This is a genomic window from Micromonospora sp. CPCC 206171 (assembly GCF_036906755.1).
GTDB lineage: Bacteria > Actinomycetota > Actinomycetes > Mycobacteriales > Micromonosporaceae > Micromonospora > Micromonospora purpureochromogenes.
On sequence record NZ_JBAKHT010000006.1, the window covers coordinates 95,690 to 112,858 of the forward strand.

The window sequence follows — 17,169 nt, forward strand, 5'->3', positions numbered from 1 at the left end:
TCGTGTGGAGAGTGGAAGCCGATCCACACCGGGAGGACGACATGAAGCAGTACCTGTTGAGCATGTACCAGCCCGAGGGCGGGACGCCGGACCCGGAGTTCCTGGCCGGGGTGATGCGGGAGCTGGGCGCCATCCGCGAGGAGCTGGAGGCGACCGGCTCGTGGGTCTTCGGGCAGGGGCTGCACGCCCCGGAGACCGCCACCGTGCTGCGCCCGAAGGACGGCGAGGTGCTGGTCACCGACGGCCCCTTCGTCGAGGGCAAGGAGTACCTGGGCGGGTTCACCATCATCCGCGCCGCCGATCTCGACGCCGCTCTCGTTTGGGGTCGCCGGTACGCCCTCGCCACCACCCTGCCGATCGAGGTGCGCCCCTTCCAGGGCGAGGGGTGACCCTCGACGTCGAGGCGGCCTTCCGCGCCGAGTACGGCCGGGCGGTCGCCGTGCTGGTCCGCGTCCTCGGCGACATCGACCTCGCCGAGGAGGCGGTCCAGGACGCCTTCGCCGAGGCGGTGCGGCGCTGGCCGGAGACCGGCCCGCCGCCCAGCCCGGCCGGCTGGATCATCACCACCGCCCGCCGCCGCGCCATCGACCGGCTGCGGCGGGAGGCCTCGCGGGCGGACCGGCACGCCCAGGCCGCGCTGCTGTACGCCCAGGAGCCACCGGCCGAGGAGGGACCCGTGCGCGACGACCGGCTCCGGCTGATCTTCACCTGCTGCCACCCGGCGCTCGGCCCGGCCGCCCGGGTGGCGCTCACCCTGCGCCTGCTCGGCGGGTTGAGCACCGCCGAGATCGCCCGCGCCTTCCTGGTCCCCGAGGCCACCATGGCGCAGCGGCTGGTCCGCGCCAAGGCCAAGATCCGCGACGCCGGGATCCCGTACCGCGTCCCGCGCGACGCCGACCTGCCCGACCGGCTCCGGGCGGTGCTCGCCGTGGTGTACCTGATCTTCAACGAGGGGTACACGGCCAGTGCCGGGGAGCGGCTGGTCCGCACCGAGCTCTGCGCCGAGGCGGCGCGCCTGGGCCGGCTGCTGGTCGAGTTGATGCCCGACGAGCCGGAGGCGCTGGGCCTACTCGCGCTGATGCTGCTCACCGAGGCCCGCCGCCCCGCCCGGGTCACCGCCCAGGGCGCCCTGGTCCCGCTCGCCGAGCAGGACCGCACCCGCTGGGACCAGGCGCTGATCGCCGAGGGACAGGCCCTGGTCCGCCGCTGCCTGCGCCGCAACCGCCCCGGCCCGTACCAGCTCCAGGCCGCGATCAACGCCGTGCACAGCGACGCCCCCACCGACTGGTCCCAGATCCTCCAGCTCTACGACCAGCTGTACGCCCTCACCCCGACCCCGGTGGTGGCGCTGAACCGGGCGGTGGCCGTCGCCGAGGTGCACGGCCCCGCCGTGGCGCTCGTCCTCGTCGACGACCTGCACCTCGACACGTACCACGTCTACCACGCCGTCCGCGCCCACCTCCTCCGCCGCCTGGGGCGCCCCACCGAGGCCGCCGCAGCCTACGAAACCGCCCTCACCCACACCGCCAACGAACCCGAGCGCGCCCACCTCCGCGCCCAGCTCGCCGCCCTTTCTTGATCCAGTACGTCTTTCCGAGACGACACGCCGACCAGCCTCTCGGATTCTGCGACCCGATCATGGGCACGCCGTAGCAGATGAGCCGCCGGGGTGGGGGTTCTCCACAGGCGGGGGTGGTGTCCCCAGGAAGGCGAGGCGGGGGAGCGGGCGGGGTGGGGTGGGCGGCAGCCTTCCGGGGTGCATCCGATGTTGCTGGCTCTGCTGGAGCGGGGCGGGGGAGTGGTGACCCGGCGGGTGGTGACCGAGGTGGTCCCCGAGTGGGTGCTGTGGCACGCCTGCCACGCCGGTCTACTCCTGCGCGTGCTGCCCGGCGTCTACGTCGATGCCGATCTGGCTCCTGGCGAGCCCGGCGCCTCGGGAGAGGAGGTGGGCCCGAGCCTCCCGCCGACCCAGGCCGGCCCGAACCACGAAGCCGTCCGCGTCGATCGTCCGCTCGACGCTCCGGCCTTCCTGCGTCTCGAGCCAGGAGCGAGGAGGCGTGCCGCCCTCGCCTACGCCGACGGGCGGGCGGCCCTGAGCTGCCTCACCGCCCTCGACGTGTGGGGCCTGCGCCGCCAACCCGTGGACGAGCCCGTGCACCTGGACGCGCCGCGCGGTTCAGGCGTCCGCCCCCGACTCCAGTTGGCGGTGCACCACCGCCAAGGATTCGTGGTGGGGCCGCCCCAGGTGGTGACCCGGGCGGGGATGCCGGTGGTTCGGTTGGAGCAGGCTCTGGTCGACGCGTGGCCGCTGCTGCCCGCCGCGGACCGCCCCGCACCGGTGATCCGGGCGGTGAACGATCGCCTGACTACGCCCGAGCGCATCGCCGCCGCCCTCGACCGCGCGCCGCGCCTCGCCGGTCGCGCCGAGCTGCGGACGCTGCTCGATCGGCTCCGGGCCGGCTGCCGCAGCCCGTTGGAGATCTGGGGCCACGACCATGTCTTCACCGGCCCCGGGATGCCATCGTTCCAACGGCAGAAGCGGATCGTCATCGGTCGCCGGACGATGTACCTGGACGTCTGGGCCGAGCGGGAGCGGGTCGACTTCGAACTCGACGGCGCCGCGACCCACGCCGACCCACGACAACGCGAGACAGACCTGCGCCGGGACGCGCTGCTCGCCACCGCCGGCATCCTCGTGGTGCGCTTCGCCCACCGCCGCCTGGTGCACGAGACCGACGCCGTACGCCGCGAGGTGCTGGCGATCCTGGCCAGCCGCCGCCCGAGCGCGTGACGGTGTCGGCAGGCGCGAGGCGGGCAGCCTCGCCGTCGAACACGGTCAGGCCGCACGTGGCGAAGCAGGCAGCGGGTGTGCGCCGGCGTCGCCGCGGGCCCTGCTAGCCGATAGCCCCGCCGCCGGACAAGGCGGGATGAGGTCAGTCGCGGAGGGTGCGGAGGATGCGGGTCAGGTGGGCGTGGTCGGCGGGGGAGAGATGACCGAAGAACCGGTCCGCCTCGGCGGTACGGGCCGCACGGATCGCCGCGCCGATCCGCGTACCCTCGTCGGTCAGCGTGACCAGGGTCGCGCGCCGGTCCGCCGGGTCGGGGTGGCGGGCGACGAGCCCGCGTTCCTCCAGACCGTCGACGACCTCGGTGGTGGAGCGGGGCGCGATGTGCAGGTGGTCGGCGAGCGCGCTGAGCCGCATGGGCCCGTGTCGGCCGAGCACGGCGAGGGCGCGGGCGTGGCCGGGGTTGATCTCCCACGGCTCGAGGGTCTGCCGGGACTGGTGGCGCAGCCGGCGGGCCACCGCCCAGAACAGCTCGGCCAGGCTCTCGTCGTGCGCCTCGCGCTCGTCGGCGTCCACGGGAATACGGTAGCAGCAACTCCTGTTGTTCCCTCATGATGAGGTAACCTCAGCAATAGTCCCGACAGGAAGAGGCACTCCTTGGACCCGACCCCCACCCATCGGGAGGGCCGCGGCGGCGCCCCCCGTGCCGTCTCCGCCGCCGAAAAGGCCCAGGCCCGCGACGTGTCGCTGCGCCGCATCGGCCGGCTCTTCACCGCGTACCGCTGGCAGTTGGCCACCATCACCGTGATCATCGTGATCTCGTCGGTGCTGGCGATGGCCACGCCGTTCCTGCTGCGTACCGTGATCGACCGCGCCCTGCCCGAGCGCGACCTGACCCTGCTGGTCTGGCTGGTCGTCGGCATGGTGGCGGTCGCGGCCGTGACCGCCGTGCTCGGCGTCGTGCAGACCTGGATCTCCACCCGTGTCGGTCAACTGGTGATGCACCGGCTGCGCACCGACGTCTTCACCCACCTGCACCGCCAGTCGATCGCGTTCTTCACCCGCACCCGCACCGGCGAGGTGCAGTCGCGCATCACCAACGACATCGGCGGCATGCAGACCGTCGTCACCTCCACCGCCACCTCGATCGCGGCCAACCTGACCACCGTGGTGGCCACCGCGGTCGCCATGGTGGCGCTCTCCTGGCGGCTCTCCCTGGTCTCGCTCCTGGTGCTGCCCCCGGCGATCTGGCTGACCCGCAAGGTGGCCCGGATGCGGCGCGAGATCACCGCCCAGCGCCAGCGCGAACTGGCCGACCTCAACGTCACCATCGAGGAAGGGCTGTCGATCAGCGGCGTGCAGCTCAGCAAGACCCTCGGCGCCGGCGCCGCGCTGATCGACCGGTTCGCCACCTCGTCGGCCCGCCTGGTCGACCTCGAACTCCGCTCCGAGCTGGCCGGACGCTGGCGGATGGCCACGATGACCGTCATCTTCGCCGCCATCCCGGCGGTGATCTACCTCAGCGCCGGCCTGCCCGGCACCGCCGGCACCCTCAGCATCGGCACCCTGGTCGCCTTCACCGCCCTGCAGGGCGGGCTGTTCCGCCCCCTGATGGGGCTGCTCAACGTCGGCGTCTCACTGACCGCGTCACTGGCGCTCTTCGCCCGGATCTTCGAGTACCTGGACCTCCCGGTCGAGGTGGACGACCCGGCGCACCCGGTCGAGATCGACCCGGCGCGGGTCCGCGGCCACCTGCGCCTGGAGGATGTCACCTTCAGCTACCCGGGCAGCGACACCGCCACCGTCGCCGGGATCACCCTGGACGTGCCGGCCGGCACCAGCCTGGCACTCGTCGGCGAGACCGGCTCCGGCAAGAGCACGCTCGCGGCCCTGGTCAGCCGCCTGCACGACCCCGGCAGCGGCCGCATCACCATCGACGGCGTCGACCTGCGCGACCTGCGGCTGACCGACCTCGCGGCGGTGGTGGGCGTGGTCAGCCAGGAGACGTACCTGCTGCACACCACCGTGCGGGAGAACCTCCGGTACGCCCGGCCCGACGCCACCGACGCCGAGATCGAGGACGCGGCCCGCGCGGCGCAGATCCACGACCTCATCGCCGGCCTTCCCGACGGGTACGACACCGTGGTCGGCTCCCGAGGGCACCGCTTCTCCGGCGGGGAGAAGCAGCGCCTGGCGATCGCCCGCACGCTGCTGCGCGACCCGCGCATCCTGGTGCTGGACGAGGCCACCAGCGCCCTGGACACCGAGACCGAACGGGCGGTGCAGCGGGCCTTCGACCAGCTCGCCCGGGGTCGTACCGTGATCACCATCGCGCACCGGCTCTCCACCGTGCGCGACGCCGACCAGATCGCCGTGGTCGACCACGGGCGCATCGTCGAGTCCGGCACCCACGACATGCTGATCGACCGCGACGGGCGCTACGCGGCGCTCGCCCGCTGACCCGGCGCCGCCGGGGCTCCGGCGGCGTCGGCGGAGGGCCCGAGACCATCGGGCGGTGCCTGGCAGCCACAACGAGGCTGTCGACCACTGCGGATCTTGTCGTACTAGTCTTCGCCGCATGGCCCTGCAACCGGACGAGTTCTACGACCACGCAGTCGCCGTCGCGGACAGCGAGCGCCGGCTCCCGTTGGCCCGCATGACGGGATGGGAGATCAGTCCGTTCGAGCCGGACGGACTACGCGTAGCGCCGCTGCGCCCGCCGGTGCTCCCGGAGCCCCCACGGCACGGCGAGGATCCGTCGGACTGCAACGCGTGCCGCGACCGGGACGAAGGGATCTGGTTCAACGATCACTGGCGGCTGGCCCGGATTCCGGGAGTGGGCGTCCCGCTGGTGCTCATGCTGTTACCGCGCGATCACTACGACATGGCGGATCTACCTGACGAACTGGCCGCCGAACTGGGGCTGTTGAGCACTCGCATCGTCCGCCACATCCAGGCACTGCCGCACATCTCGCGGGCCCACGTCTACCGCATCGGAGATGGTGGCGCCCACCTGCACGTCTGGTTCTTCGCTCGGCCCGAAGGACAGGCCCAGTTGTACGGGTCGTGGCTGGTCGTCTGGGACGACCTGCTGCCGGAGTACCCGGCGGACGTCGCCGAAGCTGACGCTGGAATCGTGGCGGACGCGTTGATCGCGTGCCACGGCGGCCACCGGTCGCCCACCAGCGAACCGGCCGGTCGGTAGTCGGACATCGTCAGCGGGCCAGGTCGGCGACGAGGCTCACGGAGCCCGCCACGATCACCACACCGAATATGTACGACAGGACGGCATGGGACAGCACGCTGCCCCGGATCTTCGGATCGCTGATGGCCGTGTCCGACACCTGGTAGGTCATGCCGATCGTGAAGGCGACATAGGCCAGGTCGCGGTAGGTGGTCTGCCCCTGCGCAGGCTGGCCCTCGAAGCCGATCCCCCCGGTCGTCGATCGGAATTGCAGGTCGGCGTAGCGCAGGGTGAAGACCGTGTTGACAACGGTCCACGACAGCAGGACCGTCAGCATTGCGACGCCGACGAGCAGCACCCGCGTCGAGCCGCTCTGCTTGCCGGCGAGGCTGAGAGCAAGGCCGACACCCAGCAGGCTGGTGACGCCCGCTGCTACCAGCAGCACTGCGGCGGTCACCCGCGTCTCGTCCTCACGCATGGCCATCTCCTCGGTGTGAGAGCTGTCCGCTCGGATGATGACCGGCCAGATGCTGAGGAGGAAGGAGAGCGCGGCGGCGTCCCAGCCCCCGACCGCGGCCAACTGCCACGTCATGAACGGCAGGAGCGCGAGAGCGACAATGAGCCCGATGGAGGCGACGAGGACGGCTCGCCGCAGGGCAGGGGCGTGCCAGCCCAGGCATCGGTGATACAACGTCTCCGGGGGCATGCCGGTCATCGTCCGAGTGTCGCCCATCGCACCGCCCGGCGTGCTGATAGCCGCGCACAGCGAGCTTGTTGGTAACCTGGATGGGCCACTGACCGACGTCGGTGAAGACCGCCCCACGCCTCATCGGTCATCACCACGACGCGCCACTGGCACACCGCCAACGATCAACCACTACAAGATCGGCAGGGCGCGACCTAGGCGGTCGGCGGCCCGGCGGCGCGTACCCGAGGGTCGGCCAGGGCGCGCGCCATGGCGGCGATCAGCCCGCTCCCGCACAGGGTGGGAGCGCCGACCAGGAACTCCTCGCGTTCCATCCACTCGACCCGCTCGACGCCCGGACGGTCCAGCAGCGCCTGGTCCAGCGAGCGCTCCGAGTCGTCGTCATAGCACGACCGGGCCTCGTCGCCGAGCCACAGACCCCAGTGGAAGGGGCCCAGACGCGCCGGCCCCGAGTCCGACTCGTCGTGTACCTCCAACCAGCGGTCGCGTGGCTCGGCGGGCAGGACGCCGAGGGCGTTCGCGGCGACGAGATCCGGCAGCGTCATCGGCGGCTCGCCGGGCTCGGCGGAGGGCAGCACCAGGTCGGCGAGGTCCTCGTCGTGCTCGGGGCAGGAGCAGTCCGGCCGTCGGGGCGGCGTCCAGCTGGCGGTATCGGGGCTTGCTGCGGCGGAGAGGGGCATGGGCGCATCGTAGGGGTGCCGGCGTCCCCGTGGGGGTACGCGAAAAGTCGATCTCGATTACCCGATGGCGCCTGGCATCGGTGGGTGGCGCGGTGCGGAGGCGAGTGCCGGGTGATCGACCCGGACGGCGACCCGGTGCTCTTCGGGCAGCGACGGTGTGGTCCGCTCTGGTCCTTTCATGCATGACACATTTCCGACTGCCCGCCGGAGTCGAAGATCCGATAGGGTGACCGCGAGTATTGCTCTGATCTCGCAACGTAGCTGCGCGGCGTTCGTCCCGGGGGTCCTCAATGAAGCCGATCCAGCGGTGGGCAGTTCTGATCGGAGTGAACCAGTGCGGGTACGACCTCCAGCTTCCGCCGCTGCGCTACGCGGAGAGCGACGCCCGAGCGATGAGCGACGTCCTGCTCGACCGGGAGGTCGGTACGTTCGACCCCGGTGATGTCGAGTTGTACGTCGGCGCGAAGGCCACCTGGCGTGACATCAAGCGGCGGCTGCGGGAGCTGACGCTCGACGCGGGCCCCTCCGACGTGCTGCTGGTCTACTTCGCCGGCCACGCTCTACGGCCGGAGTGGAGCAGCCAGCCCGACGCCTACCTCGTCACCGCCGATCTCGATCCCGACGCGCTGCTCAGCGAGCCGGACAACGGCCTCCGGATGGCGTTCCTGAAACGCGACGTGTTCGAGGCGTTCGCCGGCACCTCGTTCCTCATCCTCGACTGTTGCCACGCTGGCACATACCTGGACGCCGACCTGCGGCACGCGGAGGCCATGCAGACCTACCGCACCCAGGTCGACCGACACAGTGCCTTGATGGCGTGCCCGAAAGGGTCGGCGGCGAGGGAGAGCGAGGAGCACGGGCACGGCGTGCTGACCCATCACCTGCTCCGCGCGCTGAACGGCGAGGCGGCCGACGGCAACGGGCGGGTGTCCTTCGCCCAGATGGCCACCTTCGTGGCCGAACAGGGAATCCAGCCGCCACCGGTCCAACTCGTGCAGATGTGGGGGCCGACGACGGTCCTCACCCAGCCTCCGGTGCCCCGGCACGACCGGCGGCCGTTGAGCGCGCCGGCCCTCGCCGGCACCAGCCGGCCGTGCAAGAACCCGCTCGACGACCTGTCGAGCTCGATCAGCCAGCTCCTGGGGCGCCTGTTCCGCTCCGAAGCCCTGCTCGCTCCCCGGGCCCGCCAGGCCGTCGAGGCGACCAAGGCGGAGGTGATCCGGTACGCCCTGGACGCCCATTCCGTCGCCGTGGTCGACTTCTCGCCGTCCGGCATCCGCGCGATGAGCTTCACCTCCCGGTTCGACAAGGACGAACTGCATCCGCTGCTGGAGTTGAGCGCGGCCGACGCCACCCTGGCCCGGTCCTCGTCGCCGGGGCACGTCGTCTCCGACGACGCCGGGCGGCGGGTGCTCTGCGTACGGCTGCCCTCTCCGGGCCGACCGCACACCCTGGTCATCGTCGACCCGGCGCTCGCGGCGCTCGACATGGGCGAGCCGTTGGCCGTCATGCTGGAAGCCGTCTGGAGCTCCGGCCTCCCCGACGATCCGCTGCTGACGGAGATGCAGGTGATGACCGCCCTGCGTACGTCCTTCGGTCGAATGCCGTCGTCGCTCTACGAGCACGCGTTCAGCCTCTATCAGAAGCTGATCGACTCGATGACCGTCGTCTTCCAGCCGGTGGTGGAGTTGGACGTGCGCGCGGCGGGAGTGTGCATCCACAGCTACGAGGCGTTGGCCCGCCGCCGGGAGAACGAGTCCGTGGCACCCGTGACCGCGCTGCAGATGGCACACGCCTGGGGTGACCGCTTCATCATCGAACGGGACGGCCTGTTGTTCGCCAAGGCGGTCGACTCGTACGCCAAGGCCGATGCCGCCTCCCCCTGGGAGGGGACCAAACCTCTCTCGGTGAACGTCGCGGTCCGCTCGCTGCTCAGCGATGCCTACATCGCCCAGGTCGCCCGCGCGCTGACCGAGGCGGATCTGAAGGCGCGGACGGTCACCCTCGAGATCTCCGAGCACGACGAGATCGCACCCGGGCCGGGCGAGGACTGGATGCAGCGGCCGCTGACCTACTTCCACCAGCGTCTCACCGCGCTGGCTCGCCGGCTGCGGATCAGCTTCGCGGTGGACGACTTCGGCGTCGGCTACTCGTCGTTGGCGCGGATGGCGGAGCTGCCGCTGACCCAGATCAAGGTCGACCGGGCGGTGCTGCACCATCACCTGGCCCTGGAGGAACTCGGTCTGGTGGTCCAGGTCGCGCGCTACGCCAGTGACCGGGGTGACGCGTCCAGCCCTCGACCGGTCATCGTGGAGGGCTTCGACGATGACGCGCCGGTGCCGCTGAAGCAGATCTACGACCTCGGAATCCACCACGTCCAGGGCTATTTCTGCGGTGAGACGGCGTCGACGTCGTTGCGTCCGCTGAGCCCCACAGACCGGGAACGTATCGCTGCGATGGTGAGGGGTGAGCGTTGACCAGTATCAAGCTGTTGCTACCGCCCGAGGTGCTGGACGAGGTGGCGCTGCCGTACGAGGGGATCCGGGACATGTCGGCGCTGACCCTCGCCATCGAGGGCGTCGCCGTCGCCGCGAACCTGGCAACCCTCGCCGCGTTGCAGCCGCAAATGGAGAACCTGGTGGCCGCGATCCGCAACTGGCGGCTTCGGGAGCCGCAACAGTCGGTGACGCTGACGGTGAAGGGCCCGGGAATCGACCTGAAAATCGACCTGCCCCGCAACGTCCGCCGGTCCGAGCTGTTGGATCAGCTGAGACCGCTGCTCGACGAGCGACCCTGAACCGCGCCGACCGCGCACGGGCCGACCCGATCCGACGACCCGAGAAGGGCAAGTGGATCAGTCGTTTCGGCGGAACTGCGCGGGTGCCGGCCCGGCTAGTCTCTACCGGTCCTGAACAGCGATTCAACGAGGTGCGGCATCGTCATGGCGTTGCGATTCAATACTCCTCCGGGTTGGCCGCCGGCACCCGAGGGCTGGCTCCCGCCGGCCGGTTGGCAGCCGGATCCGACGTGGCCGCCGCCCCCGGTGGGGTGGCAGCTCTACGTCGACGACGCCGTGGCGCCGGGCCCCGCGAACCTGCCCGCCATGCGCGCACCGGCCGACGCCGTCGTGGCGCAGAGCCCCGCCGAGATGGTGGAGGCGCAGCCGGTGACCCCGGTGCCGGTGAGCACGGTGCCGATGAGCACGGTGCCGGTGTCGCCCCCTCCGCAGGCGCCCGCCCCGCTGGAGCCCGGTGTGCTCTGGGCCGCGGTCGGGCAGCCGCTCACCGGGATCGGCGGCGGCCGGTACAAGCTGACCGAGACCATGTTGTACTTCGAGCGAGGATTCCTCTCGACCAACGCGCAGCAGGTGCCGATCGGCGACGTGATCGACGTGGACCTGCGGCAGTCCATCACCCAGAAGGCCCGCGGCCTCGGCAGCGTGGTGGTCAAGGTGCAGCGTTCCAACGGTATCGAGTTGGTGGTCCTGGAGGACATCCCGCAGCCCCGCGAGGCGGTGGCGGTCATCAACCACACCGCCCACGCCGCGCGGCTGGCTCAACAGCAGCGGACCAACACCCGGCACTACTCCGGCCTGCCCGGCACGCCGGTGCCGCCGCCCGCCGCCCCGGGGCCGCCTGCCGCCCCGGCACCGACGGCGGCTCCCGCGCCGGTCGATCCCATCGCGCAGCTGCGCCAGCTCGGTGAGCTGCGCGACGCGGGCATCCTCACCGAGGAGGAGTTCGCCGCGAAGAAGGCCGAGATCCTGTCGCGGCTCTAGCGCTGGTCAGGGGCGGGGCCGGCTGACCTGCGGGGCGGAGGCCGGCGAGCTGCACGTACACCTCGCGCCGGGCGGTCGCCCGGCCCCGCCGGTCCAGCACGTACCCGGCCAGCCAGATCCAGCCCGGGTACGGCTCTTCCGAACCGACCGAGACGACCCGGAGCAGCAGGGCGCGGTCTCCGCCGAACTGCACGGAGGCTCGGCCGTCGACGACGAGCAGGTCGCCGGGGGAGGGGCGGTCGTTCACCAGGGACCGGAGTTCGGCGGCCGGCACTCCCGGGCGTGCATTGTCCGCCAGTCGCGCAACGCCCGCCTGAGCCGCTCGTTCTCCTGGCTCAGCTCGCGTACCCGCTGGTGCAGGTCGGTCAGCTCGTCGGCGACCACGGCCTGGAACCGGCGTACCTGATCGGGGTCGCCGTCGCGGTGCGGCCGGAAAGCGTGGGTGCGGACCTCGTGCGGCGTCGGCCGGGCCGGGGCGCCGCCGGGATGCAGCTCGGTCACGGGCGTCCTCTCGCGAGTCTGTCTGGAAGGGCGGGCCGCGCGCACGCCGGCCGCGCGCGGCCCGCCGGCCCCGCCGCCGCAGCTCCCATCAGCGGTACGGCAGCGGAGCGGTCCGGTGGGTCGGGACGGGCACGCGCACCCGCCCCGACCAGGGGGATGAGCCGAACTCGTTGCCACGCGAGGAGCGGCTCACCAGCAACATAGCTAGAACAGTCAGATGAGTCAACGCTGCTTGTTGGGCGCGTCGCGTTGTGATCGAATCGGGTTGCCACGCGAGGAGTGCCATGCGAGAAGTGCCGGACTACTGGCGCATCGCCGACGATGTGATCGCCGACGTCAGGACCAAGAGACTCAAACCGGGGGACAGGCTGCCCTCGATCAGCCAGTTGCGCGACCAATACGGGGTGAGCCACGGGACCGTGCAGATGGCCTACGCCCGGCTGGAGGCCCTGCGGGTCATCCGGCGACAGCAGGGCAAGGGCGTCTTCGTGACCGATCCGAAGACCTGGATGCGCGAACCCTGAGCCTGTCGGCAATGTCTTGAGCAACCGCCGGTCGGGTCCCGGTGGTTCCGCCGTCAGTCGGTCACGGCCCAGCGCCGACCGTTCGGAGGGTGCTAGGTGATCAACTTCGGTGCATGCTGGTCGATGTGAAGAGCTTCGTGGGCGTCACGGATGAGAAGTGGTATCGGTTCCTGGCTGCACGCCCAGGGCTGACCGAAGTCAACTTCTGGCGGCCATCCGGTGGCGGTTTTCGTGCCCTGACGCCTGGCGAACCCTTCTTCTTCAAGGCTCACTACCCACTCAACCGCGTCATTGGCGGAGGCTTCTTCAGTGGCTTCACCCAGCTGAAGATTTCCGAGGCCTGGGAACTGTTCGGTGAGGCGAACGGCGTCGCGAGTCTTGACGAGATGCGCGGCAACGTCGGGCGATACCGTAGGCAGCCGATCGGACTCGACGAAGACCCGGTGATCGGTTGCATCTTCGTTCGGGACACCACGTTTTTTCCCGACGGGTCCACTGTTGATCCGCCGCCTGGCTTCGCCTCGAATGTCGTGCACGGAAAAACCTACGACCTTGCCGACCCGTCCGTCGCGGGATACTTCGACCTGCTCATCCACCGTCTAATCGGCACCACCGTTGAACTCGACCTGAGTGAGCCGTGGCATCGGCCCGGGCCGGTGTACGGCGATCCGAGGTTACTGCCTCAGCGCCTCGGGCAGCAGTCTTTCAAGGCCGTGGTGCTCGGCGCCTATGGACGACGCTGTGCCATCACCGGAAACAGGGTTCGGCCGGTGCTGCAGGCGGCACACATCCGACCGCTGCCTCAGGGTGGGGAGCATCGCCTCGACAACGGTCTGCTACTCAAGGCGGACGTGCACATCCTGTTCGATCGGGGCTATCTGGGCGTCGACCCTAAGTATCGCCTGATGGTCAGTCCTCGGCTGCGTCAGGACTTCGGCAACGGTGACCAGTTTTATGCCAAGGCCGGCAGTCAGATCAGTGTGCCTGAGCGGAAGGCTGACCGACCGAACGGCGAGTTCCTCGAATGGCACGTCGAAACCGTCTTCAAAGCTGCCTGAGACGTTCGTGTGCAATCCAGCTTCGCCTCCGGTGGTCACGCCTGGATGCGAGCGTCATCGCGGACGGCTGGATCAACGCCGACAACATCCTCCACTCGGTGCGGAGCAGTCGCTAGGCGGCGGCGCCGCAGTACACGCACTCGTTGCGCTCGGACCAGTCCTTGCGGTCCAGCGTCCCCGGATCGATCGCCCGGTGCCCGAAGTGCCGGCGCACCGCCATCCGGAACATCCACAGCTTTTCGGCGAACCGGTGGTACGCCTCGTGCCCCTCCGCGGTGCGCAGGTCCTCACCGGCGCGGATCAGCCGTTGCATGTCGACCAGCCGGTGGAACGCGTCCTCGCCCGCCACCACCAGCTCCGGCGTACCGGACATCAACAGCCGTTCGCGTTCCTGGTACGCCCCGGACTCACTCATCGCCCGGGTGGTCGCGGCGCGGTCACCGGCGGCGGCGTTGCGCAGCATGCTGTGCGCGGTGCCCAGGGCGAGCGCGAAGTCGATGCAGGTGCGCCACCGGTCGAGGTCCCGGTCCCGGTCCCGGGTGTCCCGTCCCCGCCGCAGGTCGACCAGGAAGCTGCCGGAGAGCGCGATGAGGGCGCCCGCTCCCGTGCTCAGCAACGGCATCCAGTCCATGCCGGACATCGTGCCATCCCCGGGGAAGCAGCCGAGATCGCGTGGACGCTCCACCGGACGGCGGCACCGGGATGTCATCGACCGTTGTGGACGAATTCGGTCGCCGGGGACTTCCTGGGCGAGTCCGCCGGGCCCGACACTATGAGTCGACATCGATCGATGCCTCGTGATCCGGAGGGCCTGTTGACCACTCTTGTGACCCCGCCCGCCCCGCTCGCCCGCCTGCGCCGCCTGGTCGGCACGTTCGCCCTGCTCACCGCCATGGTCGCCGGGGCGCTCGTCGGCCCGTCCGTGGTGACCCCGGCGCTCACCCACTCCGCGTCCGCCGCGGTCTACAGCTCGTGCACGATGGCCCGCTGCACGGACGCCCGCACCGCCCGGTCCGGCTGGGCCGCCAAGGGCTTCCCGACCAGCCGGGGCTGGTACACCTGGAGCGGCGGACTCTACAACTTCGCCGGCGGCCAGTTCTACAACCGGGAGGGCCAGCTCCCCGCCAACGCCACCTACCACGAGTACGACGTCTACCCCCGGGCGTACGGGGCCTCGCGGGACGCGTACCGGATCGTGGTCAACCGGAGCACCGGGGTCACCTGGTTCTCACCGGACCACTACGCGAACTTCTACCGACTCTGAGCGGGCAGCGGTCGGGCCGGGGACCAGCCGGCCCGACCGGACGGGGAGGATGACCGGATGGACGCGCCCGACCTGCCACCGTGGCTGGAGCTGACCGCCGAGCCGACCCCCGGCACCGTCGTCGTGCCAGGAGCCGCCGCCCGCAGCCGTGGGGACCTGTTCGGGCTGCTCGCGCAGGCACTCGACCTGCCCGAGTGGTTCGGGCGCAACTGGGACGCACTGGCCGACTGCCTGCTCGACTCCGACGACGCCGGCCCGCTGGCCCTGCGCGTCGATGACGCCGAGCAGCTCCTCGCCGACGAGCCGCCCGCGCAGTTCGCCACCCTGCTGCAGGTCTGCGACGACGTGTCGTCGCACGGCCGACACCCGTTCCGGCTCGTCCTGCGCACCACCGACGAGCGGCTGCCCGCGCTGCGCCGCCGCGTCGCCGCCGCGACGTCCTGACCCGATGGTGCCGGCAACCGGGCCACCGCCGCCCGCCGGCGGCCGGGCCGTCGCCGGTTGCGGTCGGCGGGCATCATGGCGGGGTGGAGCTGGAGCTGACCGTCCCGGAAAGGGCACTGTGGACGGCGTTCCCGCGCCGTGGCCTGGTGGACCTGACCGACGCCGAGGATCGGGTCGTCCGCGCGGCGGTCGTCCGGGCCCTGCTGCTCGGGGCGGTACCGCCCGAGCCGGGTGAGCTGGCCGCCCTGACGCTGGTGGGCGCGGAGATCACCGGCACCCTCGACCTGTCGTACGCGGAGATCCCGTACGCGGTGCGAATGAGTCGCTGCGTGTTCACCGACCGCGTCGAGCTGGTGGGCGCGCGCACCCGGGAGATCGACCTCGCCGGTTCCCAGCTGGCCGGGGTCTGGGCCGACAAGGCGGTCGTGGCGGGCAACCTGCGGCTGACCGACGCCCGGTGCGCCGACGGCGTCCGACTCGCGGCCGCCACAATCGACGGTGCGCTCGACCTCGACCGGGCGTGGCTGTCGGGGGCGCCGGCGCTCGACGCCCGGCTGCTCTCGGTCGGGCACGACGTCCGGGGCGACGGCCTGCGGTGCACCGGGGAGGTCCAGCTGCACCATGCCGACATCCGGGGATCGGTACGGCTGCACGGCGCCGCGCTGGCCAATCCGCAGGGGCGCGCCCTCGCCGCCGTCGGCCTCGCGGTCGGCGGCACGCTGAGCTGCTGCAACGGCTTCACGGCCGAGGGCCGGATCACCATCTCCTTCGCCCGGGTCGGCAGTCAGGTCTGCTTCGAGCACGCCCGGCTGCGCACGCCGGTGCTGAACTGCCGGCAGCTCCAGACGACCGAGCTGGTCCTCGCCACCGACGGGCCGGTCGAGGGGCGGGTGGACCTCCGGCACGCCCGGCTGGGGGTGCTGCGCGACGACCCCGAGAGCTGGCCGGCGGCGCTGCGGCTCGACGGCCTGGTCTACGAGAGCATCCACTCCCGGGCCGACGTCCGGCAGCGCCTCGCCTGGCTCGGCCGCGACGAGGACGGCTACTCACCCCAGGCGTACGAGCAGTTGGCGGGGATGTACCGGCGGCGCGGCGAGGAGGACGCCGCCCGTACGGTGCTGTTGCGGGGGCAGCGGCACCGACGATCGGGACAGTCCCCGGTCAACCGGTTCTGGGGCCTGCTCCAGGACGTCACCGTCGGGTACGGGTACCGGCCCGGCCTGGCCGCGATGTGGCTGGTGGCGCTGGTCGTCGTCGGCACCGCGGTCTTCGAGGCCGTACCGCCGACGCCGCTGGACCCGACGAGCCCGGTGCGGTTCCGGGCGCCCGTGTACGCGATCGACCTGCTGCTGCCGCTGGTGGACCTGCGCCAGGAGTCGGCCTTCGTGCCGACGGGCGAGACGGTGTGGGTGGCGTACGGGTTGATCGCCGCCGGGCTGATCCTGGTCACCACCATCGCCGCCGGCACCACCCGGGTCCTGCGCCGCTCCTAGTTGGGCCGGTCGAGGATCGCGCTGAACCGCTCCTCGGCCAGGTCCAGCTGGGCGAAGATGTGTCGCTTCACCGGCGCCGACAGCGGGGTGTCCGGGCGGCTGATCAGGTCGCGGAAGACGGGCACCAGCGGCCGGTACTTCGCCGCCGACCGGGCCACCTTCGGTCCGATCGTGTAGACCACGCCCACCCCGTTGTCGGTGAAGTCGGACATCTTGATCACCCGCGCCCACGGCTCCCGGTCCAGGCTGGCCGCCACGTGCTCCCGGTACTGGGCGTTGCGGTCGCGGTCGGGGTCGTACTCCGGGTTGGTGACCGCGGCGACCAGCCGGGCGACCCGCGGGCCGAAGCGCGCGGCCAGCGTGGCCAGCGCCGCGGCCGTCGGGTCGGCGACGTCGGTGCCGGCCAGTTCGCCCGGATGGTCCTCCACCGCGTCGTGCAGCAGGCCGGCGACGATCACGTCCACGTCGCGCACCTGGTAGTGGTGCATCATCCGGATCGCCACCCGCAGCAGGTGGTTGAGGTACGGCTCGCGCACCCGCCGGTCGTCGCGGTGCAGCTCGGCGGCGAGGTCGAGGGCGGCGGCGAGCCGCTCCCGCGCGGCCGGGTCGAACGCCCGGATCTCCAGCCGGAACCGTTCCAGCAGGCCGGGTTCGCCATGGATCTCGGTGATCGCGTGCATCGGCATGGTGGCGAGGTACGGCGGGAACTCCATGCACCACTTATAGCCGATCTTCACTACCGGCCCGACCG

General features: G+C 71.3%; 19 protein-coding genes. 13 read left to right on the forward strand and 6 right to left on the reverse strand.

The features are described from left to right. The first annotated feature begins 41 nt into the window (after positions 1 to 41). The 3 genes from V6U89_RS10125 to V6U89_RS10135 all read left to right on the forward strand — a co-directional run bounded on the left by V6U89_RS10125 (position 42) and on the right by V6U89_RS10135 (position 2,791). Positions 42 to 389, forward strand: coding sequence for a YciI family protein (locus tag V6U89_RS10125; RefSeq protein WP_334570532.1), 348 nt, complete (start codon positions 42 to 44; stop codon positions 387 to 389). Continuing rightward, positions 386 to 1,579 carry an RNA polymerase sigma factor gene (locus tag V6U89_RS10130; protein WP_334570533.1) on the forward strand — a complete coding sequence of 398 codons (1,194 nt, stop codon included), beginning with the start codon at positions 386 to 388 and terminating at the stop codon, positions 1,577 to 1,579. Before V6U89_RS10125 ends, V6U89_RS10130 begins: the two co-directional genes overlap by 4 nt. A gap of 186 nt (positions 1,580 to 1,765) precedes the next feature. Further along, complete coding sequence (locus V6U89_RS10135; RefSeq protein ID WP_334570535.1) at positions 1,766 to 2,791, forward strand: DUF559 domain-containing protein; 1,026 nt, start codon at positions 1,766 to 1,768, stop codon at positions 2,789 to 2,791. A 142-nt stretch (positions 2,792 to 2,933) separates the two neighbouring features. Here V6U89_RS10135 and V6U89_RS10140 read toward each other — a convergent pair whose 3' ends face one another. Beyond that, positions 2,934 to 3,362 (reverse strand): MarR family winged helix-turn-helix transcriptional regulator, encoded by a 429-nt coding sequence (locus tag V6U89_RS10140; protein WP_154936353.1) that lies wholly within the window; start codon positions 3,360 to 3,362, stop codon positions 2,934 to 2,936. Between the two features lie 81 nt (positions 3,363 to 3,443). Between V6U89_RS10140 and V6U89_RS10145 the strand changes: the two genes are divergently transcribed. Both V6U89_RS10145 and V6U89_RS10150 read left to right on the forward strand, forming a co-directional pair. Further along, a complete protein-coding gene (locus V6U89_RS10145) occupies positions 3,444 to 5,246 on the forward strand; it encodes an ABC transporter ATP-binding protein (RefSeq protein ID WP_334570536.1) in 1,803 nt (600 codons plus the stop codon). A gap of 55 nt (positions 5,247 to 5,301) precedes the next feature. Then, positions 5,302 to 5,991 (forward strand): HIT family protein, encoded by a 690-nt coding sequence (locus V6U89_RS10150; RefSeq protein ID WP_334570537.1) that lies wholly within the window; start codon positions 5,302 to 5,304, stop codon positions 5,989 to 5,991. A 10-nt stretch (positions 5,992 to 6,001) separates the two neighbouring features. On the opposite strand, the gene V6U89_RS10155 is transcribed toward V6U89_RS10150, so the two are convergent. Beyond that, positions 6,002 to 6,685 carry a DUF1345 domain-containing protein gene (locus V6U89_RS10155; RefSeq protein ID WP_334570539.1) on the reverse strand — a complete coding sequence of 228 codons (684 nt, stop codon included), beginning with the start codon at positions 6,683 to 6,685 and terminating at the stop codon, positions 6,002 to 6,004. Positions 6,686 to 6,870: 185 nt separating this feature from the next. Then, positions 6,871 to 7,356, reverse strand: a complete 486-nt coding sequence (locus tag V6U89_RS10160) for a hypothetical protein (RefSeq protein WP_334570541.1) — start codon at positions 7,354 to 7,356, stop codon at positions 6,871 to 6,873. A gap of 290 nt (positions 7,357 to 7,646) precedes the next feature. On the opposite strand from V6U89_RS10160, the gene V6U89_RS10165 reads away from it, so the two are divergent. The 3 genes from V6U89_RS10165 to V6U89_RS10175 all read left to right on the forward strand — a co-directional run bounded on the left by V6U89_RS10165 (position 7,647) and on the right by V6U89_RS10175 (position 11,134). Then, positions 7,647 to 9,833 (forward strand): EAL domain-containing protein, encoded by a 2,187-nt coding sequence (locus tag V6U89_RS10165; RefSeq protein ID WP_334570543.1) that lies wholly within the window; start codon positions 7,647 to 7,649, stop codon positions 9,831 to 9,833. Next, the gene (locus V6U89_RS10170) at positions 9,830 to 10,153 is read left to right on the forward strand and encodes a hypothetical protein (RefSeq protein WP_334570544.1); all 324 of its coding nucleotides are present in this window, start codon (positions 9,830 to 9,832) and stop codon (positions 10,151 to 10,153) included. The genes V6U89_RS10165 and V6U89_RS10170 overlap by 4 nt, the downstream gene beginning before the upstream one ends. A gap of 144 nt (positions 10,154 to 10,297) precedes the next feature. After that, entirely contained in the window at positions 10,298 to 11,134 is an 837-nt protein-coding gene (locus V6U89_RS10175) for a PH domain-containing protein (protein WP_334570546.1), read from the forward strand. A 243-nt stretch (positions 11,135 to 11,377) separates the two neighbouring features. Here V6U89_RS10175 and V6U89_RS10180 read toward each other — a convergent pair whose 3' ends face one another. Further along, complete coding sequence (locus V6U89_RS10180) at positions 11,378 to 11,635, reverse strand: cell division protein DivIVA (RefSeq protein WP_334570548.1); 258 nt, start codon at positions 11,633 to 11,635, stop codon at positions 11,378 to 11,380. A 284-nt stretch (positions 11,636 to 11,919) separates the two neighbouring features. Here V6U89_RS10180 and V6U89_RS10185 point away from each other — a divergent pair, with 284 nt between their 5' ends. Both V6U89_RS10185 and V6U89_RS10190 read left to right on the forward strand, forming a co-directional pair. Continuing rightward, the gene (locus tag V6U89_RS10185) at positions 11,920 to 12,159 is read left to right on the forward strand and encodes a winged helix-turn-helix domain-containing protein (protein ID WP_334570552.1); all 240 of its coding nucleotides are present in this window, start codon (positions 11,920 to 11,922) and stop codon (positions 12,157 to 12,159) included. Between the two features lie 113 nt (positions 12,160 to 12,272). Next, positions 12,273 to 13,217: an HNH endonuclease gene (locus tag V6U89_RS10190; RefSeq protein ID WP_334570557.1), complete on the forward strand. Its 945-nt coding sequence runs from the start codon at positions 12,273 to 12,275 to the stop codon at positions 13,215 to 13,217. Between the two features lie 112 nt (positions 13,218 to 13,329). On the opposite strand, the gene V6U89_RS10195 is transcribed toward V6U89_RS10190, so the two are convergent. Continuing rightward, entirely contained in the window at positions 13,330 to 13,848 is a 519-nt protein-coding gene (locus V6U89_RS10195) for a hypothetical protein (RefSeq protein WP_334570562.1), read from the reverse strand. A 159-nt stretch (positions 13,849 to 14,007) separates the two neighbouring features. On the opposite strand from V6U89_RS10195, the gene V6U89_RS10200 reads away from it, so the two are divergent. The 3 genes from V6U89_RS10200 (at position 14,008) to V6U89_RS10210 (ending at position 16,418) form a co-directional block, all read left to right on the forward strand. Then, the gene (locus V6U89_RS10200; protein WP_442933903.1) at positions 14,008 to 14,481 is read left to right on the forward strand and encodes a ribonuclease domain-containing protein; all 474 of its coding nucleotides are present in this window, start codon (positions 14,008 to 14,010) and stop codon (positions 14,479 to 14,481) included. 57 nt (positions 14,482 to 14,538) lie between these two features. Then, positions 14,539 to 14,925 carry a barstar family protein gene (locus V6U89_RS10205; protein WP_334570566.1) on the forward strand — a complete coding sequence of 129 codons (387 nt, stop codon included), beginning with the start codon at positions 14,539 to 14,541 and terminating at the stop codon, positions 14,923 to 14,925. A gap of 83 nt (positions 14,926 to 15,008) precedes the next feature. Continuing rightward, on the forward strand, positions 15,009 to 16,418 hold the full coding sequence (locus tag V6U89_RS10210) for a hypothetical protein (protein WP_334570568.1): 1,410 nt from the start codon (positions 15,009 to 15,011) through the stop codon (positions 16,416 to 16,418). On the opposite strand, the gene V6U89_RS10215 is transcribed toward V6U89_RS10210, so the two are convergent. Then, positions 16,415 to 17,131, reverse strand: a complete 717-nt coding sequence (locus V6U89_RS10215) for an HD domain-containing protein (protein ID WP_334570570.1) — start codon at positions 17,129 to 17,131, stop codon at positions 16,415 to 16,417. The two genes, V6U89_RS10210 and V6U89_RS10215, sit on opposite strands and share 4 nt — an antisense overlap. Positions 17,132 to 17,169 lie beyond the last annotated feature (38 nt).